Genomic DNA, 24,671 nt, shown 5'->3' on the forward strand with positions numbered 1-24,671 from the left:
GATTTCACTAATTGCAAACAGGTAAAAAATGACTTATTTGGACACAATCATCTATATGTAACACTTCCAACTATCAATGTTTCTTCACAATAATGTAAATAATAATAAACATAAGGCAATATTTTTATACTTTGCTTTTGAAAACTAAATATTAACAAGCATAATTGGGGTTTATAATATGGAATTCAACATAGTCAGGGAATTGAATGGGAAATTTGACCCGATAGTTTTAATCAAAAGCGACGAAAAGCCGGATGATGCACTTTCACCTAAAGCCGGAAGAGGAGGATGCATAATGGCATTCATCGCACAGACAATTGCCAAAAGAAAGACAACAGCATTCGGACGTGAAAACATTACCTGCGGAGGAATCGCAACAGGAATGGGGTGGGGTGACGGCTTTGACAGCCCCGAAGCAATGGAATTTCAGGCTACATTTTTATCTTTAGGTAAGGATTCGGCTAAAGATAAGGATAAGTACCTTAAAAAATTAGAAAATCGGCCAAAAAATGTGTATGAGATGTTTAAGCATGGTGAAAGAATATATTGTGACTTTGATACAGCTTTGGCACATATCAAAAACAGGCCGGTTTATGATGACAAGCAATATGTCATCTTCAAGGCAATTGAAAACCTGAAAGAAGATGAAATTCCTGATTCCGTTGTATTTACATTAAACACGATGGAATTGTCTGCAATATTGCAGCTGAACGGATCTTTCAGAACAGAAAATGCAAATGTTGTCACACCTCAGGCATCGGCATGCCAGGCAATCGGATCTTTTACATTCCAGCAGGATGAAAAGGACATTCCAGATCCAGTTTTAAGTCCGCTTGACTTCGCCGCCAGACGCCACATGAAGCATTTCATACCAAATGATTATCTATGTTTGTCAATGCCGTGGAGATTGTTCTTGAAACTGGAAGAGCTAAGCAAAAACAGCGTTTTCCAGACTGACTTCTGGTCAGAATTCGGAAATGAAAAATAGAAAAAATAAAATGATTAGCTGATTCAACTAATCATTCTGGCCTTTTAGTGTTGAATTCGTCTTTGGATTTAATTCCAACCAATGATGCGAAAATGGCCAATATGCATGCAGCAGTACATATTCCGCATATTATCCTGGATGACTGAACAATCATGCTTGCATATTGCGGAGCCAGATCCAGGCTGCCCATCACCCATGCAAACACCAAGGTCAAAAGACCCAAACTCATTGTCTGGCCTATTGTCCTCATCGTAGCCTGTGAAGCGGATGCGGTTGGCGCGTCCTTTGGAGGAACCGAACTCATTATGGCATTCATGTTCGGGCTTGAGAACAAACCCATGCCAAGACCCTGCAAAATCATGGCCAGTACCACAAGATACAATGGTGTATCTGCATTCAGGAATGTCAGTATTGAAAGTGCAACTGTTGCAATCGCCATTCCAATGGCTGCCAGTTTCTGCGGATGAATCTTATCCGAGAGCTTTCCTGCATTCGGAGCCATTATCGCCATGATGATAGGTGTTATGATTAGTATCATTCCGGACATCTGGGCATCCCATCCCCTGACATACTGGAAGTGGTAATTCAGGATTGTTGTAACCACCATCACTGCAATATAGCTGCACAATGCGGCAATGTTGGATGAGGTGAACTTCGTATTCTTGAACAGCTTCATATTGAATACCGGTGATGTCTGCCTTAGCTCATAGGCACCAAATCCTATCAGTATTATCAATCCCAAAACGGTCAGAACCAATCCGTTTGCTGTGGTCAATGTTGTAAATCCATAGATGAATGCCAATATCCCGATGCCGTAGAGTATGGATCCGAGTTTATCGATCTTGTCCTTTTCATATGTCTTCCACTCGCCGGGTATTTTAAGAAGCATTAACGCTATGCACAGCACAAGGAATGGAATCACAAAGTAAAACATTGATCTCCAACCAAGATTATGCACCAGAAATCCGCATAGCACCGGCGATAGGGATGTAGCCAGGTATACTCCTGTTACCGTGAAGCCCAGTGCCTTTCCCCTGTTTTGGGGTTTGACTGCCTGAACCACCATTGCCATTGCTGACACGTTTAGGAATGCAACGCCCGCTCCCTGAAGAATTCTGAATATCAGAAATGATTCGGTTGAAAAGGACAGGCATGCCCCGACAGATGCAATCAGATACACGATAACGCCTGCAAGCAATGATTTCTTGACGCCGAACTTTCCTGAAATCTGTCCTGCCGGAACTGTAAAGACAGCCACAACCAGGAAGAATATTGTCGGCACCCAATTCTGTATCACATTATTCATTGCAAACTCCGCTGCAATGGCAGGAACACCTATAATTATCCCGTTTGACAGGAACACTGCAAAAAATGATGTGATAAATGACACAAATATTACATATGTTTCCAAATTCAGTTTCATAATTTTCCCTCTTTTATATGTTGAATGAATCCTTTGATTTGATGCCCACCAATGATGCAAATATTGCGATTATGCATATTGCTGTGCATATCATGCAAATCAGTTGTGAAGATTGAACGACCATGTCGGCGTATTGGCCGGATATTTTTAAGCTGCCCATTATCCATGCAAACACCAATGTCAGAATGCCCAGGCTCATAGTCTGGCCTATTGTCCTCATGGCTGACTGGGCTGCGGATGCGTTTGAGGTTTCCTTGGGTGGAACCGAGCTCATGATTGCATTCGTATTTGGGGAAGTGAAAAGTCCCATTCCCACTCCCTGAAGAATCATCGCCGCAACAATAAGGAAAAGCGGTGTGTCCGCATCCAAAAACACCAATATCAATAATGCAGCTGTCGTGATGCTCATCCCAATGGCCGCAAGCTTTTGGGGATGTATCCTGTCTGACAGCTTGCCGGAATTTGGAGCTATCAGGGCCATCAATATCGGTGTGACAATCAGCATAAGCCCTGAAATTTGCGCATCCCATCCCCTCACGTATTGGAAGTGATAGTTCAGGATTGTTGTAATCGATGCAATAGCTAGATAGCTGCAGAGAGCCGCAACGTTTGATGATGTGAACTTCATGTTTCTGAAGAGGTTCATGTTGAATGCAGGGCTGTCAGTCCTCAATTCATAATATCCGAAAATAACCAGAAGAACCATTCCGATGACTATTGATATGACTCCAAATCCATTCATGAGATTTGTAAATCCGTAAATGAAAAGCATTATTCCGATTCCGTAGAGCACATATCCCACCGTGTCGATCTTGCTTCCCTCATGGGTTATCCACTCGCCGGGTATCTTTAAAATCATGAGCACCACACAAAGCGCCAAAAACGGAAGCACAAAATAAAACATCGCTCTCCAGCCGAAATTGCTTACCAGAAATCCGCAGAATACCGGTGAAAGGGAGCCTCCCAGATACACTCCGGTCACTGTAAATCCGAGTGCCTTTCCTCTGTTCTGCGGTTTGACGGCTTGCACGACCATCGCTATTGCCGCAACATTTGAAAATGCAATTCCTATTCCCTGGGCGACTCTGAAAATCAGAAACATTTCTGTTGAAAACGACAGGCACGCCCCCAGGGATGCCAACAGGAATATTGAAACGCCGATAATCAGTGTCTTCTTAACACCGATCTTTCCTGAAATCTGGCCTGCGGGAAGCGTGAACACTGCTATCACCAGTGCGGTCAATGTCGTAATCCAGTTTTGGATGATATTGTTCATTCCAAATTCCGCCGCGATTGCAGGAACCCCCAGAACAATTCCCGCCGACAGGAACACGGCAAAAAATGATGTTATAAAAGCTACAGATACGGCATATCTTTCAGAATCAAGTTTCATGTTTATCAGTCCACCAGTCCCATGGCATTAATGGCTATCTCCTTAATTCTTTTCTTCACTTCATCGTCCCCTTCCGTTATTCCGACTTCCTTTTCCCAATCGCTTGAAATCTGTCTGATTTTTGGAACTATCTCATCACCCCTTTCGGTTGTCTTGAGTATGTATTTTCTTCTGTTTTCCGGATTTATTTCTCTTTTGATGTAATCTTGGTCTTCCAGCTTTTTTAGGGTCTTTGCAATGTTGGCCTTGCTGTGGCCGGAAATTGCTGCAAGGTCGTCCTGGGATATGTTGGGATTGTCGTAAATCATCATTATGAAACGCATTTCATGGCCCAAATCAAGTTCATCAATCTTTGAATTCAGGTATTTCATCTGATTCTTGCTTAGATTATGGATCCATGCGATAAACGGGGATGAATCATATATCCCCTCATAGCTTTTTTCACTCATGTTTTCCTATTTGTGCCGAATGCAATATAAATGTTTCTAAGTGAACAGTTAATATTGAAACAGTTAAAGTTTTAAATAAAATAATTTACAAATTAAGAGTAATGTCTTTTAATGTGATTTCAGTCTTTTTAATAGCTGTGGCATTGGCAATGGATGCATTCAGCGTATCGTTGACAAAGGGTTTTACGCAGAAACATCTAACACAATCACAAAAGTTATACTACGGAATATTCTTCGGTTTTTTCCAGTTCATGATGCCGATTATAGGATACTGCTGTGTAAGCACAATATCGGCGGCCATTGAGTCCTTCGCATCAGTCATCGCATTTGTCCTGCTGGTAGGCATTGGACTTAACATGATACGTGAAAGCCTGTCCAGCGATGAAGGGGAGGCTACGGATAACTTTTCATTTAAGGAAGTGACACTGCTTGCAATAGCCACCAGCATCGATGCGTTTGCCGTTGGAATAACAATCGCCCTTCTGAATGATCCTATATTGATATCCTCCATAATAATAGGAGTGGTTGCATTCGCATTCAGCATTGCCGGAATATATATTGGCTGCAAGCTGGGGGATTACTTTGGGGACAAGTTCCAAATACTTGGAGGCATCATACTGATTCTGATTGGAATAAAGACATTATTGGGACTTTAAATAAGCAGTTCATCGAAAAGAACCGGTCAATCAAGGAGGAATTCAATGACATCAATCAGACAATATCTGGAATATGTGCTGGACCAGCTGTCGGATTTGGATGACATATCATATAGGGCGATGATGGGGGAATACATCATATACTATCGGGGAAAGATTGTCGGCGGCATTTACGACGACCGCTTTCTGGTCAAGCCAGTTAAATCAGCAATGGAAATGATGCCGAATGCAGATATGGAACTGCCTTATGAGGGCGCAAGGGAAATGCTTCTCGTTGATGATTTGGAGGATAGGGAATTTCTGAATGAACTCATTGAGGCAATGCATGAGGACCTTCCAGCTCCAAGAAAAAGACGCAGATAACCTTTGAATCTATTTTTAAGAAATTTTCTGAAAGTGTCTATGTGATTTCCTTTCCGGTCCTGATGTAATGGCCTTCCTGAACTGCCGCGAATGTTGCAACGGCGCACACGGCAATGGCACTATATTCAAATTCAATGAACGGCAATGTCAAAGGCAATATGAAAAGCAGCAGACCTGTTATCTTGTTCATAATTGTATGTTCAACAACAATCCTTTTTTCAAATGCAATTCCCCATGCCATATTGAAGACTTTGATTGCGGCAATCATCAAAATCCAAAGCCAAAGCCAATTCGGAATGCTTAGGGCCGGAAGAATTTTTATCAATGCCGCCGCTGCAAATATTAAATCAGCGGAAGAATCGAATTTTGAACTAAAATCAGTGATGGAATTGGTTTTCCTTGCAATGATTCCATCAATCAGGTCGCTCAGTCCGCAAAACAGGTACAATATGTAAAATGGTATGGAAAATACCTGGAAAAACAGCATCAAAATGCTTCCCAAGATACGAAAACCTGTTAGAATGTTTGCTATATGCCTTTTCATGTTAATTCCAATTAAATTATTTTAATTTTGAAATTATTAAGAATATCGATTTATGGCTATTTCCTTGAATGGGAGCAATCATCGGGAGGAATCACGTTTGACTTTTTCAAGTATTTCAATAACCATAATGATCAATAAATAGAATACCAGGAAGTTGGGATATAAGTACCGCAGCTGCGGTGCGGGAGTGGAAAAGAAAACAATGATTATATTTATCATGTTCGGCAGATATACAAGGAACAGGTCCTTTGATTTGGTCATCAGATATACTGCGCCTAAAATAATCAATGACAGATACATGTATAGTGCCGGACTGTTGAACAGGGTGTATACCAGTTCATTGGAATTGACATAATCTACAAGAGATTTTATATTCTTATACTCCCGGGACTCCATATTGTTGAATGTAAGATTGTCATAGTCTGTGGAGGGGATTTGGTCCATTGAACTGTAATATCTTGTGTTGTACGGATAGACTGAAGGCATTCCCTGATAACGCAGCCAGTCATCCTCCTTGACAATTTTCCACACCATCGGTGAGGATTCAAAAAGATATTTTATAAAATGCTTCGGATGTTTCAGCGAATATTTCATCGCCATGAAAACATATGCCTTCTCATTGCTTTTAAAAACGTCCTTATGCATATTGTGCGTATATATCAAATCCGAACAGGTAACATGATAATGCTGGTCTAATCTTGACTCGTTGAACAGTTCACCCAGCATTCCCTTATCGTTTTCATCCAGTTTGAGATTCAAATCATAATCCGCCAACATATGTCCTGTCTTGGACATAATTGCATCCTTCTGATTATCCTCAACATCATATATCACATTTAAGGAGCAAATCAATAGGATGAACATCACTGTCATTGCAGGAATCAGGATATGGTAATTCCTCTTTTTATTGTTTTTGAAGAAATATGCGGACAAAAGAATTAATATTATTAAAACGATGAATGTCCCGTTGTATCTTAATTGGGATACGAATGACAATGTGACCGCCAATACCAATATGAAAGTGAAGCTTATCCTGCCCTTCTTATCGAGTATCACCTTAATCAGGAAGCATAAAAACATCAGGAAGTAACTGAATAATGTGTCCTTATAGAAATATAGGGAAAATAGGGGATTGAGAGGTATTGAACAAACGATTAACGTGACTATGCATTGCAGATAGAATGTCCTGTTGCTTTTTGAGGAATCGTCCCTGCAATATTTGCATATGACCGTCCACATTGTTGAAAATGTCAAAATCTGCAGTATGGGATATGAAATCGCCGCCCCAATCGTTTCGACGCATGTCATTAGAATGAAAGTGTGGAAGAACGGGTGCCAGTTGGTGAACTTATTGGTCGCTATCTGATGGAACTGGAAATACGTATCCCAGTTCATTATTCCAGGATTTAAGGCATAAAGATAATAGCCGAAGATGAACAGTGGAATGAGAAATATTATCAAATCCCTATAATTAAGTTTCCTCATTGCAGATATCCTTTCCATATTAAAACTATTGTTCAATTGAAAACCCCTATAATATTAATAATCCTTAACGGAATCAATCAGGTCATCCATATCATGAAAGAGATTGTCTATGTCCTCATTGTCCTTTTTGTTTGAGCTTAAATGGATCACAAGCTCATTTATCAAATCTTCAATCTTGTCAACAAATGCTTCCAGGGTTCTGATCTTATTTTCAAGTTCCTTTGCAACTATCTCATTGTCATCGTCATTCACTTCAAGCATTTTGCGGGTGATTTCAAGCTGGCCTGCAAACAGGTGATTGGATTTGCGGATGGCTGAGGTAAATTTTGAATAGGACATGTGGGTGGGGTCGAATGACTTTTCAACCAGTTCAAAAGCCTTTGCCTGCTTGAGATTGTATTCCTGCTCTATCTCATCTATCCTTGATTCATATTTGGAGGGGGTTCTGATTGCCTGTGGTTTTGGCTCATGATATACCGCCTTGCCGCATTGCGAACAGAAGTTTTGCCCCGGCTCCAATCTCTCGCCGCAGTATATGCAGAAATTATTGTGGTCCTCTTCAAAATCCATAAGAATATTATGCATTTCTTGTTTAATATATTTTAACTTTGGACTGGGTTATTTCGGAAATATTAAACCTTCGCTGATTTTATAGTCGCTGTAGTTTTGGGCTATCTTTTCCACAGTTCCGTCCTTGAACATGTCATCCAGGGTTTTTTGGACCTGGTCTTTTAGGTTGGTGTTTCCCTTTTTAAATCCGATGCCGTACTGTTCAACGGATATGGGATCGTTCAGAAGTTTGATGTCATCATGTTTCGCAGCCAGATAGTTTGCCATTCCATTGTCAAGAATCACGACATCGCATATTCCCGCCTGCAGATTCATTAATGCAGTGTCATATCTGTCAACTTCATTTATTTCCTTGAAGGTGGTGTTGAGGGTTTCATTGTTCCTGATGGTGTTTAGGACGGAACTTCCCTGCTGGACATCCAGAATCTTACCCTTCATGTCAGCAAGACCGTTGATGTTGGAGTCTGATTTCACGGCCGCGACCTGGGTGTTGTTATAGTATGGTTCGGACCAGGTGTAATTGTTCTCCCTTCCGTTTATTGTAAATTCACTCCAGATGCAGTCGATTTCATTACTGTCCAGTTCCATCTGTTTTGTGTTCCAGTCAATAATCGGCTGCGCTTTGAATGTCCAGTTATTTCTTTTGCACACTTCCTTTGCAAGCTCTATGTCAAATCCTGTGTAGTTTCCGTTTTCATCCTTGTATCCGAATGGAGGATAATCGCCGTTGAATCCGACAATGAATATGTCATCAGTATTTTTCGTATCCGATTTGTCACCAAACAAATCAAATAGGCCTTCTGCACTCACTGCACCAGCAGAAATGCAAATTGTAATCATGATTAATCCAATCATTAATATTTTTTTCATTTCTCCCCACCTTTTTAAGACAAATTGATATTGATAATATCTTTTTTTATCATAATTATTAAAATTTGCCATATCTTTTAGCCATAAAGTCCAACTCAATAGATCATTTTTGCATGAATTTGAAAAAGGTTATTAATAATGAGAATTATAAATATGCACAGAGGGGGTTTTTAAATTAGAAATAAAATGGCAATCCTGCTGATGATCATGATACCGCTCATAGGTTTGACATGCGTCAGTGCACATGACCTGAACGGAACAGACATGTCTATGGATGACAGGGATTCCTCTGATTTAAAAGCCGTCGATGAATCTACTTTTTTAACCACTGATGAATCAGATTCCCTTGGGTCAGCGGGTGAAAATCTCTCAGCAGCCCAGACTTCCTCTCAAACGGAATCCAAATCCTATCTGATACTGGACAATGATGCGGATATTGAAAACATCTACATCGGCGACCATGTGACATGGATTGTCAGTGTTATAAATAAAGGCCCCGACACCGCCAAGAACGTAAGGGTCTATGACGAGCTGCCTGACGGCTTGATATATGTCAGCCACACCACAACAAAAGGGTCTTTCAATCCTGAAACCGGAATATGGTACATCGGAGGCTTGTCTGTGGATGATGGTGAAGTCTTCTTATACATTACAACCAAAGCCATATCCGTTGGGGAAAAAATCAACAAGGCTACATTGACAAGCGATACACGCAATCTGAATGAAAATGAAAGTTTCGAAGAAGAGGAGATTGATGTTTTTGACCATGCCGTCAAAGCCCATACGGAAAAATCCATTGCCACCCTTAAGGCAACCGGCAATCCGATAGCTTTAATTCTGCTTTCATTGTTTGCAATATTTATAACCTACAAATCCAAATTATAGAATTATTTTTTTTAATCATTGCATGTTTTCCTTGTTGTACATTCTGAACTGCCTAATGAAATGATTGAGTTCCTCTTCAATTTGTGTCAGGGACAGGACAGGCCTGTAGTTCAAGAGGGCTGACAGTGCAATGATTAAGGGAATTGCTTCACCCACCAGTATGTCCTTGAAGGCCATATCCTGATAGGAGATATTGAAGTTGCCGTTTTCCATTTCATCTATCTGCAAGCCCGCAGGTATGAAGTTGAGCTCTTCTTTTTCAATCAGCTCTTCCATGACTTCTGTGCCTTCCATGATGTCTTCAAAATCAACCTTTTCCTTTTCCAGAAGAGGCGTGATGAAATCAAATTCAATGTCATACTCATACTTGGAATAATGGTGCCTGAAATAATTGTCCACCATCAGATAGTTGATGTACAGTTCATGGTTTAGGATAGAATATTTCCTGTTGTTTAAGATGAATTCCATTTTGATCACGTTAATATATCCGGGTTGGCAATGCCTATGTTAATTTGTTGTGAAATAGGCCTCAATCCTTTTGGGGAACATATTTTCGCAGGGATATCTCTTTGAATTTTCTGATGAAGAATTTTGCCCATATGTATCCTACTGTTCCTCCGACAAAACAGCCGAAGACCACTCCGCCGTAGATTCCGGCAACACCCCATCCGAATACAAAGCAGAATACATATGCAAATACGCTTTCCAGGAGCAATGACCTAAGCAATGTAATTATGAAGGAGTATGTTCCCTTGCCTACGCCCTGAAACATCATGGATGACATGATCCCATGGGGAATGGCCAGAACAAAGAGGCTCAGGACAGATATCGCTGAGGCAATTTCAGGCGCCAGCCCTGCACTCGCTTCAGTATATGCAAATAATCCGGCAAGCTGTGATGAGAATACGAACATCACCACGCCCAAGGCTATTGAAATTGCAAAACCCAATTTGATTGAGTAGCTGTGGGCGGTTTTCAGGTTATTGTAGTTATGTGCACCATAGGCAACACCGGCAACGGTCAGCACTGCTGTTCCAATACCCAAAAGCGGAATCATTGTAAATTGCACAATCCTCATGGATGCGGTATAAACAGCCACTGCAGTGGTTCCGGATGCCAAAACAAGCATGCTGTTGACAATAATTGCCAGGATGGAAAATACGACATTCTCCAGTGTTGATGGAATTGCAACCTGAAGGGTGTCAATCATAATCTGGCTTGAATAGCTGAAGTTCTTAGGTGACAAGTCAAGGAAGAGGTCCTTTTTGCCCCATATCCAGTAGCTCATTACAAGGCAGGACAGTGTAGCGGATATCACAGTTGCCCATGCGGCACCGGCGATTCCAAAATCAAGGATATAAATAAATATCGGATCCAAGATGATGTTCATGATGGCCGTAACCGCAATTGCAATTGTTGCCCTTCTCATATCCCCTTCGGACCTGAATATCGCGGAAGCCACACCTGAATAAACGAATATGAACAGGAATCCGAATATGATGTAGCTGTAGCTCATTGCAAATTCAATGGTGTTGCCCGCACCCATGAACTGTAGGATGGGAACCATGAAGACTTCAATTAGGATGGTGAATATTATGGACACTATAACTGACAACAGGATTGCATGAAGGGCGGCGTTGTTTGCCTGGGCAGGGTTTTTTGCACCGATGTTTCTTGCAATCAATGAATTGGCACCGGCACCGATACCGTTTCCAAGGCCCACCAATACCATGAACAGCGGTGTAATAAATCCGATTGCAGCAAGTGCGTCTCCGCCAAGACCTGCAACCCAAATGCTGTCCGCAATATTGTAAAGCATAATGAGCAGCATGGAAATCATCATTGGAATGGCCAATTTGACTATGGCCTTTTTAGGATCTCCAGTAATCATTTCAATATTTTTGCTTTTTGTCATCTAATCGCCCTGATTCAATTCCATTGTTTTGATTGATATTTCCTTCAGGACCTTTTGCAATAGCCCCTTTTCAACATAACCCTTTTCCAAAATCACTTCATTTTCCCAGCCGTTTAAAATTTTAACGGACCTGTCTAATGTTTCCCAGCCAGATTCAGTAAGGGAAACCTTATTCTGGCGCCTGTTGTTTTCATCAATTTCCCTTATGACCAATCCCTTATCCTCAAGCTTTTTGATTGACCTTGCAACGGCGCCCTTATTGATATTGCACCTTTCAGATACCTTTTCCTGATTGATGTCGCATTGATTTGAAATTTCAATCAGAAGATGAAGCTGGGTTGCATTGATGCCCAAATCCTCAAGATGATGATTCAAATAAATCTGAAGGCCTCTTGCAATCATCACGATCAGCTTTCCGACAGGAATGGATGAGGAATCAATTTGCTTGAATTCTTCCAGTGACATTTTAATCAATGAAGCCTTCCAATGAGTAGTCGTCCTTCTTAACTTCCTTGGTTGTTAACGCAAGGGTGGCCTGAGGTTTTTTGGTATTGTCTTCCAGCTGTTTTAGTGTTGAATCGAATCCTGTTCCTCCTGCTGTAACGAAGAATTTCACGTTTGAAAAATTGGTGCCGTTCTGCCTGATGTATGAATATAGGGGAGTTGATGCCTTGCCGGCCCAGACAGGGGTTCCCAGATAGACCACATCATAGTCCTGCGGGTCGTATTTTGGTGTTTCCAGGTCAATTACCTTTTCTCTAAAGGCGTCCTTTCCACCACGTGCATAACCTATTTTTCCCTGATAATTAACTTTAGGCTTGATTTCCTCTATATCTGCGTTGACTTTGTCTGCAATCTCTTCTGCAAGCTTTTTTGTAATGTCTGTTCTTGAGTAATAAACTACTAGTGATTTCATGGTATTGTTATTACTTCCTCATCATATATAAATTGTTGCATTGACAACTATTGCACAGACAACAATTAATTTCACAATGCTTATTAATCAAGGCTTTTATAAATTATTTCATGGAAAAGCTAAAGATTGCAGAGATAATATCAACAGTCACCAATCCTCCCATAATATGCATACCCTTATTTTTGATAATTTGTCTAACGTTGTCCTTTGATGCCAATGGGTTTGACCTGTCCGAATTCATGGTTTTGGAACTGGTTTCCATAATGTTTGCATCAGTCCTGCCTATGGCAATCATCTTATATTGGGCAAAAAAGCTCAATACGGATAAGGACATTTCAAATCGCGGGGACAGATATGCCCCATTGGTTGTCGGTGTTGTTTCCTATCTGGCAGGATTTTTCCTCTGCATGATCCTTAATCTGAACCGTTTCCTGACCCTGCTGCTTTTATGTTATGCCATCAATACGGGCGTTGTGCTTCTCATTACGACAAGATGGAAAATAAGTGTCCATACAACCGGTTTGAGCGGACCTGTCGGAGCCCTGATAATGCTTTTAGGACCAATCGGCGCATTGTTTGGAATCCTATATCCGATTATGATCTGGTCAAGAGTCCTTCTTAAAAGGCATACTCTTGCTCAGGCAATCTGCGGAGCCGTTCAGGGATTCTTTTTGGGAGTTCTGGAGATGTATCTCTTTATGTACCTCTTTAACATGCCGATTGAGGGATTAATCAGCCTTGAAATGTCCCTCCTATATATATTGGCCATCATAATTACACCAATTATTCTGGGCGTCTTAAGCTATAGGCCGGTCAACAATTCAAAAATAGCATTTTATCTGGCCGAAATTGCATTTTCAGTAGTGTTCCTGTTGTTTACACCAATCGAGGTCTTTGCAATTTATATTATTATTTCACTGACATCAATTCTGATAGGTCACTTTGCAGGTGAGGATTTTGTCTGGTTCAAGGTCCTGAACTCATCATAGTCATTTGACCTTAAAATGTCTGTGAAGAATTTCCATTTTACAGGCCCCAGATTATCAAGATAATCGTCATAATATGGAGTCAATTTAATCGCTTCGTAGTCCTTTTTAATCAGCATATAGAGTTGCTTTTTGTATTTTTCTTCAATGCCCATTAAAGCATATCGAGGACCATTGATTTTAAAGGCAAGCAGATCAAACTTATACATATCATAGCAGTCATTTTCAATAAAAATGTCCATTAAAATCTGGCCGGCAGGAACGGTATCCAAGAATTTGCTGTCGACAGATTCGGTGATGGAGCCGGGATGCTTCTGCCTGACATAGAGATGCCTTTTTATAATCGATATTCTCTCTGCCTTCAGGAACGTATAAAAGAAGAATGGCATGTCCTCAAAATAGATGCCTTCCGGAAACTTTGCGTTGATTTCATTCAGGAATTGCCTTTTAAAAATCTTTTGACAGGCACTTACGGATATGTCAAAGAGAAAATCCCTGCATTCATGGGGATTGAAGATTCTGTTTTCAAAGGTCTCGTCAAAATTGTTCAGGTTAAACCAATCGTTTTGGGAGTAGGTGCCCGAATCATATTTGATTATCTGAAATATTGAGATGTCAGTGTTGTTTTTTCTGGCCTCTCCGCAGGCAATTTCAAATGCGTCCTCGCAAAACCAGTCATCCGAATCCAAAAACATCACATGCCTGCCGCAGGCTATCTCAAGGCCCCTGTTTCTGGCAGCGCCAGGGCCCCGATTTTCCTGGTTGAGCAGAACAATCCTTTCATCATCGAAGCCGCTCACGATGTCTGATGTGCTGTCGGTTGACCCGTCATTGACAACAATCAATTCAAAATCGCCCATTGACTGATTAAGAACAGATTGAACGGCTTTCTTGATATATTTTTCACCATTAAAAACAGGTAGAATAACAGAAATTTCAGTCATGATAGTTATCTTTTGAGTTTACGCATGCTCCGTAAGGGTTTTGTAATCTTCCAACTTGTTGAATTCAGCAATTCGTCGTTGACTTTTTTATATTCATCCAGCTTTTCCTTCAGTTGCTTGTTTTCAATATTGAGTTTATCCAATTGGTCCTGACGGTCATAGTAGTCATTTCTTTCTTTAAGGTATATTCTCTTGAACAGGTCTTGCCATTCCATAGCATCATTCGAATTCACATCAATGATTTTATCGCAATCCTCAGCCACAACCAATGCATCCAAATTAAGTTCCTGCAAATCCGGCTTTTGCAGATTGCCATGAATCACTTCAATCTTATGCGCCAGACTGGAGTCAACATTTCTGATGTCATAATCTGTACTGTAAGCGCTGATTAAAAATGGCTTTTCAGATAAGTTGAGGCAATGTTGGCTAATGAAATAATCATAAAAGTCATTCATGCCTTCAAAGTAAATCCTGCCGTTGTTAAAACGGTCATACAGCTCATATCGGTCATTTTCCAAATCAAAGGTGAGGTAATTGAATCCATCTGAAGTGTAATAGCTGCTGTTCTCAACACGATAATCTTCACAATCGGGGTTTAGCGAATTCCTTTTGGCATAATACTCAAAACAGTTGATCATGTCGGGATGCCTGTTTTTCAATTGTCTGAAATCATCAGCGGGACTCACATCCAAAACAGACAGTGAGAATTCACTGTTCCCAAATAGCCCAGCCAGATTGAAAATCGATTCGTCATTGCCGGAGCAGTTCAATAGGATAATTTCCCTCTCTTTGACTTTGGAATATATGTTGAAATCATTTTCAGGAAGGTTTAAAGCTATTCTTTCACATAGCCCCACTGCGCCATGATAATCCTTTTCAACCACCCTTTCAAAGAAGGCTTCATAATCCCTGGGAGGATTCAGATTATCCAATTCCCCATATCTGACAAAAAGGGGCCTTGCATACCTTACAGCGTCAATCTTGTCATTTGCCGAGATGTTGGACACCGAAAGCTGCTTGACCCAGAAGGGCAGATTGGTGGAAAGCGCATACTTATGAAATTCCTCACGGTCTTCAAACAATTCCAATGCCTTGTTGAATGCAGTTATATATCCGAATAAAAGTTTTTTTGTCCTGTTTGAAGTCACTGACTTGTGCTTATCCTCATCCGTTCCCTGAAAATAGTTGATGACAGGCACATCAACAAACCTGATTCCATCAGCCCTCAAAAGGCTATTGACAACAAAGACAAAATCCTGGCCAGGTATGCCTTCAGGAAATGTGATGTCATTATTCAGGACAAATTCCCTTCTAAAGATTTTCGTCCATACCGATGGGGGCAGTGCGAACAGGTTAGGTTCCTCATCTATTGACCTGATTTCCAGAGCTCCATCTGTCAATTCAATATTGTGCCAGCGGTTGTTGAGTTTTATGTCGCCATGATTCCATATGTAATTTCCCGAAACCACATCCAAAGCTGTATCTGCGATATTGCCATACAGTGTTTCGCATGCGGTTTCCAGAAACATATCGTCAGGATCCAAAAACATCAAATAGTCTGTTGTGGCATTTCGGATGCCCAGATTACGGGGTTTTCCAGCAAAACCGCTGTTTTCATCAAGACGGACTGATTTCACATTGTCATATGAATCGGAAAACTCTTCAATAATTTCAGAGCTGTTGTCGATGGAACAGTCATCGACAAAAATCACTTCGATATTTTCAAAGCCCAGTGTCTGGTTTCTGATTGAGTCAAGCGCATCATGCAATTTGTCTCCAATATTGTACACCGGAATTATTACAGACAACTTCAACATATTTTCACTCATCTAATTTAACTTTAACTTATCAGCAATCTTAACTACCTTACGTGATTTGAATTCGGAAATTCTGCCGTTCAGTTCGGCATTCTCTCTTTTTAGCTTATCATTTTCCCAAGTCAATTTTGACTTTTCGCCTTTCAGGGATGAAATCTCGGATTTCCATTCCTTGGCCTGGTCATTGAATTCGTTTAATATCTCAAAAGGATTGTAAACGTCATGCTCGATCAATATCTTATTTCTTGAATTTATGAATCTGGTCTTGTCATGACTTCTGAAGAATTCAAAGGACCTTGATAGCCTAATTGAATTAGGGCATTCACTGCAGTTTATCTCCCATTTCTTAACTGCGGCATTCGAAAGGTCACTTCCAGAAATTCTGAATGTCAATTGGTCCTGATATTCAACAGGACAGCTTATCCGATTAAAGCTAATGACATTTTCAACATGAACCTGGCTGACCCTATCTCCTGAAGTTCCCCTGAGAATGAAATCGCCATCGTCATAGGTTATGTCAGTGATTTCAATTTCATTATCCGCCTTATGTCTTATGTCAATGAATAGATGGGAATTGATTCCCATATCCAAATCCAGATAGAAATCTTCAAATTCTATTGATTGCCTGTGCCTGTTTTTCAGGAGGCATTCCTTGGTAAAGTCATTGAACTTATAGCGGACTTCAATATTCGTGTGATTTTTATCCTTGATGACGTCAAACGGAATTACTATCCTGGAGCCATCAACCTCAAGGGGGCATCTGCTGCCGTTTTCCATGAGATCCGCTGAAACCTCATACTTATAGTCATCCGAAAGATAGTTGATCTTTCCGCTGAATTCCAGATATATGTTGCTTTCATCAGATTCAATATCCGCAAGCTCAGCAATCAGCTCCTCATCTTTCACGGATCTTTTGAAATCAAAATAACCTTTATACTCGTCATCGATAAAATCGGGAATGTGCGGATTTTCAAACAGCTCATTTTCCATGGGCGCAAAGCGAATGAAGCTTTCGAAATCCCTGTTGAGAACCATCTTAAATATTGCCTTCTTGTATGTGTTCAAATCCTCAATTATCTCGGTCGGCATCAGCTTGACCAGATCATATATCTCCTCAAAGAGCTCTTTGTGATATTTTTTGGGAAAATGGTCGAATCGTTTTATGAAAAACTTCAAGTCATGGTCAAGCCATTTCGAATATTCCTCATTGACTATATCCTGATTAACATCATAACTGATTAACATTTCATTTATCGCTCTTAATATTTCCAGCCTGTCCCTGATGTTTGACACATCCAGGTCCTGCTGTGTCGTGGAGGTTCTGTTGCTTCTTAGTCTCCAGTAATACCATACTTCCGGAGTGATGGAAATGTTGTCGGACAGTATATACGATTCCAGGGAAAATGGAATGTCTTCAAATGAGATCTTTTTATCCGGGAATCTGATGTTGTTTTCCAATAGGAATTCCCGCTTATAGAGCTTGTTGCATGTTATCGTATCCCATATCAGGGACGGCATCTGATCCAGTGATGTGGAATCAATCACTTCTGTAATGTCCCCGTAGCTGTTCTTGAAAAGGATATCATCCCATTCATTGTATCTGGCAAATCTTAGGACGTTTCCTATTGCGAAGTCGGAATCGTTTTTTGAAGCGATGCCGTATAATGTTTCATAGGCATCAGGAGGCAGATAGTCATCCGAATCCAAAAAGTGAATGTAGTCTCCATTTGCAAGGCCCAGGGCATAGTTTCTTGCAATCCCCTGACCCTCATTTTCCTTGTGGTAGGCATGAAAATTGTCATGGTCAAGGGCATACCTTTCAATGATGTATCTTGATTCATCGGTTGAACCGTCATCAACCATTATCACTTCGATTTCATCAATCATGGACTGGCCCAATATCGAATCCAATGTTTCGCTTAAATAATCCTCAACATTATATACCGGGAGAATAATTGAAATTTTCGGTTTAGACATAATTAAACACACTTAACATTTATTATAAGTAGATTATTTGTGTATATACTTATTTTTATGGTGGATTCTATTTATAAATATTTTCCATTTCCAAAAGGATAATATGCAAATCGGTTGCATCATGAAGAAAAGATATGATAGGGGGCGGCATATGAATTTATTCAGACACCTCTATGGTGGACTAAGAACCACAAGCCATGGCCTGGGGATTTCATTGGATGGGCTGAAGCCGGAAGATCATAATCCGAAGAGCTGTCCGAATCCGAATGATTGGTGCTGCCGCCGTGATGGAAAGCATTCAATTGTCCCATATTGCCATCCTCATAGGCAGAGGAAACGAATGCAACACCCACCAATGCAATGAACATCAAGCATGAAACCAGAATTATTCTTCTCATTTTAACACCTTTCATATATATCATAACATTAGTTTATAAAGTTTTTCGAGTGTAAGCACTCACCTGCATTGTCAATTGTTTAAAAACATGTCTGATTTTAATTTTTTAATTGAAAATGACAAAAATAAGATAGTTTAAAAGTTGATTAAATTAAAGGGCCCTGTTGAAAAAATAAAAAAGAGTACTCAATCAGAATGTTTGAGTACCGCTAGTTGGAGATAAAGATACACTCTGAGTATCTAATAAATTAGAATTGCTATCATATACATTAATTGTTGCATAATCCGGATAATATTTATATGCATCGGCACTGGACAGTTCCACATAACCGTCGGAATGCACTGTCACTGGAACCATATTACCATGGTTTAGTGTATTGCCGTCCCTGCTATACCAAATCTGGACTATAACCTTTTCACCGGCATGCTGCTTTCCAAGATAGATGGATGCATAAGTCTTATCTGCATCCGCACTTCCAGTAGAGAAACTTCCACCCTGTATCTTAATAGGATTTGTGGATTTTGCTGTCTTTTCCGGTTCGGAAGAAGTTGGTGTAGCAGATTTAACAGGATTGGATGCTGAATCACTTTGGCTGACAGATGAATTGCCTTTGCTGGCTGATGCATTCTGTGCCTGTGAATCATGATGGCCAAAGCCTTGAAGATATATGAAAACACCTGCCAGGACTATAGCCACAATAATCAATGCAACAATAATTATTTTGGTAGTGTTGTCTGATTTATCGTTACTCATTGACTTAATCATTTCTTCATGATTAATCTTGTTGTTTTTCAATGCGGTACCGCATTTTTTACAAAATTTGGCACCCTCATTGTTTTCCGTATTACAGCTCGGACATTTCATTAGGCTAACACCTTCAAAACAATAGTTTGATAATAATAGTTTACACACAATGTTTAATATAGTTATCCAATTATATGAATAGATTAACGGAAAAAAGTGTGGTGATGAAAAATATCAAAATAAATAAAAAAAATGTAGGTGGAATTCAGTCGTAGAATTTACCTAGGAAATCCTTCATTCTCTGATTGTCAGATGAGAAAACCTCTTCAGGAGAACCCTCTTCAACAATGACGCCTTCATCCATGAATATTATTGTATCGGCAACATTTCGGGCAAAAGCCATTTCGTGAGTGACAATCACCATTGTCATATTCTCGGCGGCAAGCTCCTTGATGACGTTTAAGATCTCCCCTGTCAGCTCAGGATCAAGAGCTGATGTCGGTTCGTCAAAGAACAGGATATCCGGATTCATTGCCAAAGCCCTTGCAATACTGACACGCTGCTGCTGGCCTCCTGACAATTCGCATGGATAAGCATCTTCCTTGTCTTCAAGACCCATTTTCTTCAAAAGTTCGCGTGCATGTTTGAAGACTTCATCCTTTTTCCTTTTCTGAACCCTAATCGGTGCATTGGTTATGTTTTTCATTACTGAATGGTGTGGGAACAGATTGAAGTTTTGGAAAACCAGTCCAAAAGTCCCTTCAAATTCGATTACTCCGCTATCCTCTTGCTCCAAACCTGTTATGCATCTAAGCAGAGTTGATTTGCCTGATCCTGATGGTCCGATAATGCCCAATACCTCACCCTTTTCAACACTAAGAGAAATATCCTTTAAGACAACATTATCATCAAAACTTTTTTTAAGATTTTTAATTTTAAGCAAACTCATTAAATATTCCCCCTATTCATAATAATCCAGTCTGTTTTCCAGATGTTCCATTGCAAAAGCAACGATTATATTGAATACGTAATAGAATATACCTGCCACCAGCAGTGCAGCGATGGATGCATCTGCAGCCGCAATCTGTTTGGCCACTGTGAACATTTCAGGAATTGCAATAACAAATGAAAGTGAAGTGTCCTTTACAAGAGTAATAACTTCATTAGTTACTGAAGGGAGAATGACTTTAACCACTTGAGGCATTATGATTATGAAAAATGTTTCAAGTTTACTGTAACCCAATACCTGAGCGGCCTCATATTGCCCACTATTAATTGACTCAATCCCCCCTCGATAGATTTCAGCGAAATATGCAGCATAATTAATAGTGAATGCAATAATAACGGAAACAAATCTGTATTCAGTTGAAAGACTAATTCCAAATACATAATATGGTGCAAAGAATACAACAATCAACTGTAACATCAAAGGTGTTCCCCGCATGATAGAAATATACAACTTCATCAGCCATCTGAGCGGTCTGAATCTGCTCATTCTTCCTCCGGCTACAGCCAAACCGAGAGGAAGAGAGAATAAAAGAGTAAGCAAGAATATTTCTATGGAGGTAATCATACCTTCAAGCAATTGTTGTATGACCGTACTCAATATCATTCCCATTCTCCCTTCTTAAACTAATTAACTTATGGTTGGATTAGGGCATCCTGTGAGATACCGTATTTTTCTGCGATTTTCACGACAGTGCCGTCTTTAAACATTTCATCTAAAGTGGATTGCACTTGGTCTTTCAATGCAGTATTGCCTTTCTTGAATCCTATACCATATTTTTCGGTAGTAATGTGTTGGTCTAATATTGTGAAGTTGGTTGTTGTGTTTTTGTTTGCAATATTATATTGTGCAACACCAATGTCCATTGCAACGGCCTGACATGCACCGGATTCTAAATCCATTAGTGCAGTGTTATAGTCAGCCACTTCGGTTAATTGTTTGAATTTGTCTGCAATAGTTTTGTTGTCTCCTTTAAGAGCAGCTAATGCAGATGAGTCTTTTTGTGTTTCAACAACTTTTCCACTTAGATCATCAATACTACTGATATTTGAGTCAGATTTTACAACGAAAATCTGTTTGTTGTCGAAGTATGGGTTGGACCAGAGGTATTCGTTTTCCCTTCCGTCAATTGTGAATCCGTTCCAGATACAGTCAATAGAACCTGAGTCCAATTCAGCATCTTTAGCATCCCAATCGATTGGTTGAGCTTTGAAAGTCCAGTTGTTCCTTGCACATACTTCTTTTGCTAAATCCAAGTCAAAACCTGTGTAGTTTCCACTGTCGTTCTTATATCCATATGGAGGGAATTCAGCATCAAAACCTACAACGAGAGTGCTGTTGTCGTTTGCGGTTTGATTGGAATTGTTTCCTCCCAGGAAGTCAAATAATCCTGCGCTTGCAGTACCTAGCATCATTAAAGATACGAGGATTAAAACTAATACAAAACCTATCTTTTTATTCATTTTTAAACACCAAATAGTTATAACTATATTGTAGAAAAAATCTACCATATAATTTTATGTTGCTTTATATATTTATGTATTTATATTCAGATTTGATGTGTTCTGCAATGTTGATTATTGAACGTTAATACGTTCAAATAAATAATTATTAAAAAATAGGAGGCATCTGGACTAAATCATAAGAAATTTTTTCCATAGAACATCACCCTTCTTGCAATGAAGTTCCAGAAAAGGACAATGGCTGCAGATATCACCTTTGAAATCAGATAGTACAACCCGCAAATGTCTGTGAAGAAATAAAGCAGGATTTCAGTAAAGACCAATCCGATTGAACTGATCAATATGAACAAATTGAACTCCAGAACCTTATTGTCGATGTTGTCCTGATTGAATACCCATCTGGTGCTCATTATGTAATTTACCAGAACGGATATTATGAATGACAAAACGGCTGAAATCAGATAGTATATTCCGCAGATGTCGCTGAAGAAATACAAAAAGAAAAAGTCAACAACAAAAGCCGTTCCGCCAACAAAGATATATCTGAAGAACTGAAGATATATGTTGTCAGTCCTTTTTCTGAATAGGGTGTCAATCAAGTTAATCCTCTTTGTTATTTATTTCATTGAGCAGGATGAGATGGTGTTCCAGTTCGTCTGCGTGCTGTTTTTTGAGAACATGCAGGATTACTCCTGTAAAGAATATTACTGTAGCTACAATAACTACTGTTGCGATGACTATCAATGATGGAATCCGCAAGACAACGCCTGTACTGAAAAACTTAAACAATATCGGGAAGAAGTGTATTCCTGCAATCACCAGAAGAATCAGGGAAACTGATGAGAAGTATAGCAACGGCCTTTCATCACGTATCAGGGAGAAAATCATCTTGATTACTTTGTAACCGTCCTTATATGTATTAAGCTTTGATTCGCTTCCTTCTATACGGTCCCTATATTCCACGGGGATTTCCTTGATTTTGAAATTGTTGATAAGTGCGAATACACTCATTTCAGTTTCAATTTCAAATTCCTTGGACGATATCGGGAATGACTTGACGAAATTGTAGCTGAATGCCCTCATTCCTGTCATGATGTCATTCAAGTCACTCTTGAAGAACGTATTGATGAACTTGCGCACCACCCTGTTCCCGGTATTGTGAAACGGCCTGTCGTTTTCCTCAAAATATGTGGAAGAGAGCCTGTCTCCGATAACCATATCCGCTTCGCCGTTAAGTACAAGCCGTTCGAATTCAACGGCGGCCTCCGCAGGGTATGTATCATCGCCATCCACCATGATATAGCAATCGGCAACGATTTCCCTGAACATCGTTCTCACGACATTGCCCTTTCCCTGCTTGTATTCATACTTGACAATTGCCCCTGCGCCTCTTGCAATCTCATCGGTTCCATCCGTTGAGTTGTTGTCATATACATATATATCGGCATCGGGCATGACACGCCTGAAATCCTTAACGACCTTTTCGATGGTGGCGGACTCATTGTAACAGGGAATTAAAACAGCAGTTTTCATAATAACACACTTAACAACCTATCTGGTATAATTCAAAATTCATTTTCCGTATTTTCTTATCATATATGTTTCTTCCGTCAAAGATAACCTTTTCCTTCAGTATATCGGATAGTGTATTGAAATCAGGGTTTCTGAATTCCTTCCATTCCGTAATAAGTATCAGGGCATTTGCATCAACGCAGGCATCATGCCTGTTGTCTGCAAATTCGATTGCATTCAGATATTCTTCACCGATGGCCTTTTTGAACTCCTCTGTTGCTTGGGAATCATATGCCTTAACCTTTGCACCTCTTTTGACAAGTTCTGATATTACAACAAGAGATGTGGCTTCCCTCACATCATCAGTTCCCGGCTTAAATGAAAGGCCCCAAACGGCAAAGGTCAGTCCGTTCAAATCCTCGCCGAATCTGTCGACAATCTTATTTACCAGAACCATCTTCTGTCTCTTGTTGACCTTTTCAACATGGGACAGGATTTCAGGTTCGTATCCATTGGTCTGTGCCGTATTGATCAGTGCCTGGACATCCTTTGGAAAACAGCTTCCCCCATATCCACATCCTGCATAGATAAAATCATATCCTATTCTCTTATCTGAACCTATTCCCAAACGGACCTTCTGAACATCAGCGCCGGTCACTTCACAGATGTTGGCTATCTCATTCATGAATGATATTTTGGTTGCAAGCATTGCGTTTGCAACGTATTTTGTCATTTCAGAGGATTTCACATCCATCAAAACGAATCTGTCATGGTTCAGTACAAATGATGAATACAGGTCCTTCAACGTTTCGAAGACTTCCGGATTTTCCGCTCCGATTACAATGCGGTCCGGATGCATGCAGTCTTCAATGGCCCTTCCTTCCTTTAAGAACTCCGGATTTGAAGCGATTTCTATTCTGACATCGGAGCCGTTTTTTGCCAGCAAGTCCTCAATATGTTTTTTGACCTTGAAGCCTGTTCCGATAGGTACTGTGGACTTGATTACGACCAAAGAATCATGTGTAATGTTTTCGGCGATGTCTGTGGCTGATGAGAAGATATAATCAAGGTTTGCACTTCCATCCTCCGCCATCGGTGTTCCAACAGCGATGAAGATGATGTCTGTATCATCAAGCGCCTCCCTGATTTCAGTTGTAAATATCAAATCCCTCTTTTCCTGGGAATTCTTAACGATTGTTCCCAAATGAGGTTCAAAAATCGGCAAAATGCCATTTTTCAGTCCTTCAATCTTTGCCTCATCGATATCCACACAATAAACCTTGTTTCCCATTTTAGAAAAGCATGCTCCTGTTACAAGACCTACATAACCTGTACCAATAACTGTTATATTCATAATTACCTACCTT

At 40.1% G+C, this 24,671-nt stretch carries 27 protein-coding genes; 5 read left to right on the plus strand and 22 right to left on the minus strand.

The annotated features are described in order from the left end of the window. The first annotated feature begins 178 nt into the window (after positions 1-178). Positions 179-988 (plus strand): DUF169 domain-containing protein, encoded by an 810-nt coding sequence (locus ACKI4K_RS09240; protein ID WP_407424446.1) that lies wholly within the window; start codon positions 179-181, stop codon positions 986-988. Between the two features lie 31 nt (positions 989-1,019). Here the strand turns inward: ACKI4K_RS09240 and ACKI4K_RS09245 are convergent, their stop codons facing one another. Genes ACKI4K_RS09245 through ACKI4K_RS09255 form a run of 3 tightly spaced genes read right to left on the minus strand, consistent with a single transcriptional unit; the run spans position 1,020 to position 4,253 of the window. Further along, positions 1,020-2,411 (minus strand): MFS transporter, encoded by a 1,392-nt coding sequence (locus ACKI4K_RS09245; protein WP_407424448.1) that lies wholly within the window; start codon positions 2,409-2,411, stop codon positions 1,020-1,022. A gap of 13 nt (positions 2,412-2,424) precedes the next feature. Next, positions 2,425-3,804, minus strand: coding sequence for an MFS transporter (locus ACKI4K_RS09250; RefSeq protein WP_407424450.1), 1,380 nt, complete (start codon positions 3,802-3,804; stop codon positions 2,425-2,427). 5 nt (positions 3,805-3,809) lie between these two features. Continuing rightward, complete coding sequence (locus tag ACKI4K_RS09255) at positions 3,810-4,253, minus strand: MarR family winged helix-turn-helix transcriptional regulator (RefSeq protein WP_407424452.1); 444 nt, start codon at positions 4,251-4,253, stop codon at positions 3,810-3,812. A gap of 101 nt (positions 4,254-4,354) precedes the next feature. Here ACKI4K_RS09255 and ACKI4K_RS09260 point away from each other — a divergent pair, with 101 nt between their 5' ends. Both ACKI4K_RS09260 and ACKI4K_RS09265 read left to right on the plus strand, forming a co-directional pair. Beyond that, positions 4,355-4,909: a manganese efflux pump MntP family protein gene (locus ACKI4K_RS09260; protein ID WP_407424454.1), complete on the plus strand. Its 555-nt coding sequence runs from the start codon at positions 4,355-4,357 to the stop codon at positions 4,907-4,909. Between the two features lie 45 nt (positions 4,910-4,954). Further along, a complete protein-coding gene (locus ACKI4K_RS09265) occupies positions 4,955-5,272 on the plus strand; it encodes a TfoX/Sxy family protein (RefSeq protein WP_407424456.1) in 318 nt (105 codons plus the stop codon). Between the two features lie 37 nt (positions 5,273-5,309). On the opposite strand, the gene ACKI4K_RS09270 is transcribed toward ACKI4K_RS09265, so the two are convergent. From ACKI4K_RS09270 to ACKI4K_RS09285, 4 genes are all read right to left on the minus strand, one after another. Further along, positions 5,310-5,816: a CDP-alcohol phosphatidyltransferase family protein gene (locus ACKI4K_RS09270; protein WP_407424457.1), complete on the minus strand. Its 507-nt coding sequence runs from the start codon at positions 5,814-5,816 to the stop codon at positions 5,310-5,312. Between the two features lie 78 nt (positions 5,817-5,894). Continuing rightward, complete coding sequence (locus ACKI4K_RS09275; protein WP_407424459.1) at positions 5,895-7,337, minus strand: hypothetical protein; 1,443 nt, start codon at positions 7,335-7,337, stop codon at positions 5,895-5,897. A gap of 18 nt (positions 7,338-7,355) precedes the next feature. Then, on the minus strand, positions 7,356-7,871 hold the full coding sequence (locus ACKI4K_RS09280) for a zinc ribbon domain-containing protein (protein WP_407424461.1): 516 nt from the start codon (positions 7,869-7,871) through the stop codon (positions 7,356-7,358). Positions 7,872-7,919: 48 nt separating this feature from the next. Beyond that, complete coding sequence (locus ACKI4K_RS09285; RefSeq protein WP_407424463.1) at positions 7,920-8,741, minus strand: amino acid ABC transporter substrate-binding protein; 822 nt, start codon at positions 8,739-8,741, stop codon at positions 7,920-7,922. Between the two features lie 207 nt (positions 8,742-8,948). Here ACKI4K_RS09285 and ACKI4K_RS09290 point away from each other — a divergent pair, with 207 nt between their 5' ends. After that, positions 8,949-9,626, plus strand: coding sequence for a DUF11 domain-containing protein (locus tag ACKI4K_RS09290; protein WP_407424465.1), 678 nt, complete (start codon positions 8,949-8,951; stop codon positions 9,624-9,626). Between the two features lie 15 nt (positions 9,627-9,641). Here the strand turns inward: ACKI4K_RS09290 and ACKI4K_RS09295 are convergent, their stop codons facing one another. The 4 genes from ACKI4K_RS09295 to ACKI4K_RS09310 form a co-directional block, all read right to left on the minus strand. After that, positions 9,642-10,094 carry a hypothetical protein gene (locus ACKI4K_RS09295; RefSeq protein ID WP_407424467.1) on the minus strand — a complete coding sequence of 151 codons (453 nt, stop codon included), beginning with the start codon at positions 10,092-10,094 and terminating at the stop codon, positions 9,642-9,644. A 61-nt stretch (positions 10,095-10,155) separates the two neighbouring features. Then, on the minus strand, positions 10,156-11,541 hold the full coding sequence (locus ACKI4K_RS09300) for an MATE family efflux transporter (protein ID WP_407424469.1): 1,386 nt from the start codon (positions 11,539-11,541) through the stop codon (positions 10,156-10,158). Beyond that, the gene (locus tag ACKI4K_RS09305; RefSeq protein WP_407424538.1) at positions 11,542-12,006 is read right to left on the minus strand and encodes a MarR family winged helix-turn-helix transcriptional regulator; all 465 of its coding nucleotides are present in this window, start codon (positions 12,004-12,006) and stop codon (positions 11,542-11,544) included. Position 12,007: 1 nt separating this feature from the next. Continuing rightward, complete coding sequence (locus tag ACKI4K_RS09310; RefSeq protein WP_407424471.1) at positions 12,008-12,457, minus strand: flavodoxin family protein; 450 nt, start codon at positions 12,455-12,457, stop codon at positions 12,008-12,010. A 110-nt stretch (positions 12,458-12,567) separates the two neighbouring features. On the opposite strand from ACKI4K_RS09310, the gene ACKI4K_RS09315 reads away from it, so the two are divergent. After that, on the plus strand, positions 12,568-13,446 hold the full coding sequence (locus tag ACKI4K_RS09315) for a hypothetical protein (protein WP_407424473.1): 879 nt from the start codon (positions 12,568-12,570) through the stop codon (positions 13,444-13,446). Here the strand turns inward: ACKI4K_RS09315 and ACKI4K_RS09320 are convergent. The 11 genes from ACKI4K_RS09320 to ACKI4K_RS09370 all read right to left on the minus strand — a co-directional run bounded on the left by ACKI4K_RS09320 (position 13,395) and on the right by ACKI4K_RS09370 (position 24,658). Continuing rightward, positions 13,395-14,387, minus strand: a complete 993-nt coding sequence (locus ACKI4K_RS09320) for a glycosyltransferase family 2 protein (protein ID WP_407424475.1) — start codon at positions 14,385-14,387, stop codon at positions 13,395-13,397. The genes ACKI4K_RS09315 and ACKI4K_RS09320 overlap by 52 nt on opposite strands. A 5-nt stretch (positions 14,388-14,392) precedes the next feature. Then, entirely contained in the window at positions 14,393-16,204 is a 1,812-nt protein-coding gene (locus ACKI4K_RS09325) for a glycosyltransferase family 2 protein (RefSeq protein ID WP_407424477.1), read from the minus strand. 12 nt (positions 16,205-16,216) lie between these two features. Beyond that, entirely contained in the window at positions 16,217-18,181 is a 1,965-nt protein-coding gene (locus tag ACKI4K_RS09330) for a glycosyltransferase family 2 protein (protein ID WP_407424479.1), read from the minus strand. Positions 18,182-18,342: 161 nt separating this feature from the next. Then, on the minus strand, positions 18,343-18,579 hold the full coding sequence (locus tag ACKI4K_RS09335) for a hypothetical protein (protein ID WP_407424481.1): 237 nt from the start codon (positions 18,577-18,579) through the stop codon (positions 18,343-18,345). 189 nt (positions 18,580-18,768) lie between these two features. Further along, complete coding sequence (locus ACKI4K_RS09340) at positions 18,769-19,443, minus strand: zinc ribbon domain-containing protein (RefSeq protein ID WP_407424483.1); 675 nt, start codon at positions 19,441-19,443, stop codon at positions 18,769-18,771. Between the two features lie 145 nt (positions 19,444-19,588). After that, positions 19,589-20,272, minus strand: a complete 684-nt coding sequence (locus ACKI4K_RS09345) for an amino acid ABC transporter ATP-binding protein (protein WP_407424485.1) — start codon at positions 20,270-20,272, stop codon at positions 19,589-19,591. A 12-nt stretch (positions 20,273-20,284) separates the two neighbouring features. Further along, entirely contained in the window at positions 20,285-20,935 is a 651-nt protein-coding gene (locus ACKI4K_RS09350; RefSeq protein ID WP_407424540.1) for an amino acid ABC transporter permease, read from the minus strand. Positions 20,936-20,964: 29 nt separating this feature from the next. Then, positions 20,965-21,792 (minus strand): amino acid ABC transporter substrate-binding protein, encoded by an 828-nt coding sequence (locus ACKI4K_RS09355; RefSeq protein ID WP_407424487.1) that lies wholly within the window; start codon positions 21,790-21,792, stop codon positions 20,965-20,967. Between the two features lie 176 nt (positions 21,793-21,968). Continuing rightward, positions 21,969-22,391: a GtrA family protein gene (locus ACKI4K_RS09360; RefSeq protein ID WP_407424489.1), complete on the minus strand. Its 423-nt coding sequence runs from the start codon at positions 22,389-22,391 to the stop codon at positions 21,969-21,971. A gap of 1 nt (position 22,392) precedes the next feature. After that, positions 22,393-23,325, minus strand: coding sequence for a glycosyltransferase family 2 protein (locus tag ACKI4K_RS09365; protein WP_407424491.1), 933 nt, complete (start codon positions 23,323-23,325; stop codon positions 22,393-22,395). Between the two features lie 10 nt (positions 23,326-23,335). Next, a complete protein-coding gene (locus ACKI4K_RS09370) occupies positions 23,336-24,658 on the minus strand; it encodes a UDP-glucose dehydrogenase family protein (RefSeq protein WP_407424493.1) in 1,323 nt (440 codons plus the stop codon). Positions 24,659-24,671 lie beyond the last annotated feature (13 nt).

This window comes from Methanobrevibacter sp., from assembly GCF_045644645.1.
In the GTDB taxonomy this organism is placed as follows: Archaea; Methanobacteriota; Methanobacteria; order Methanobacteriales; family Methanobacteriaceae; genus Methanocatella.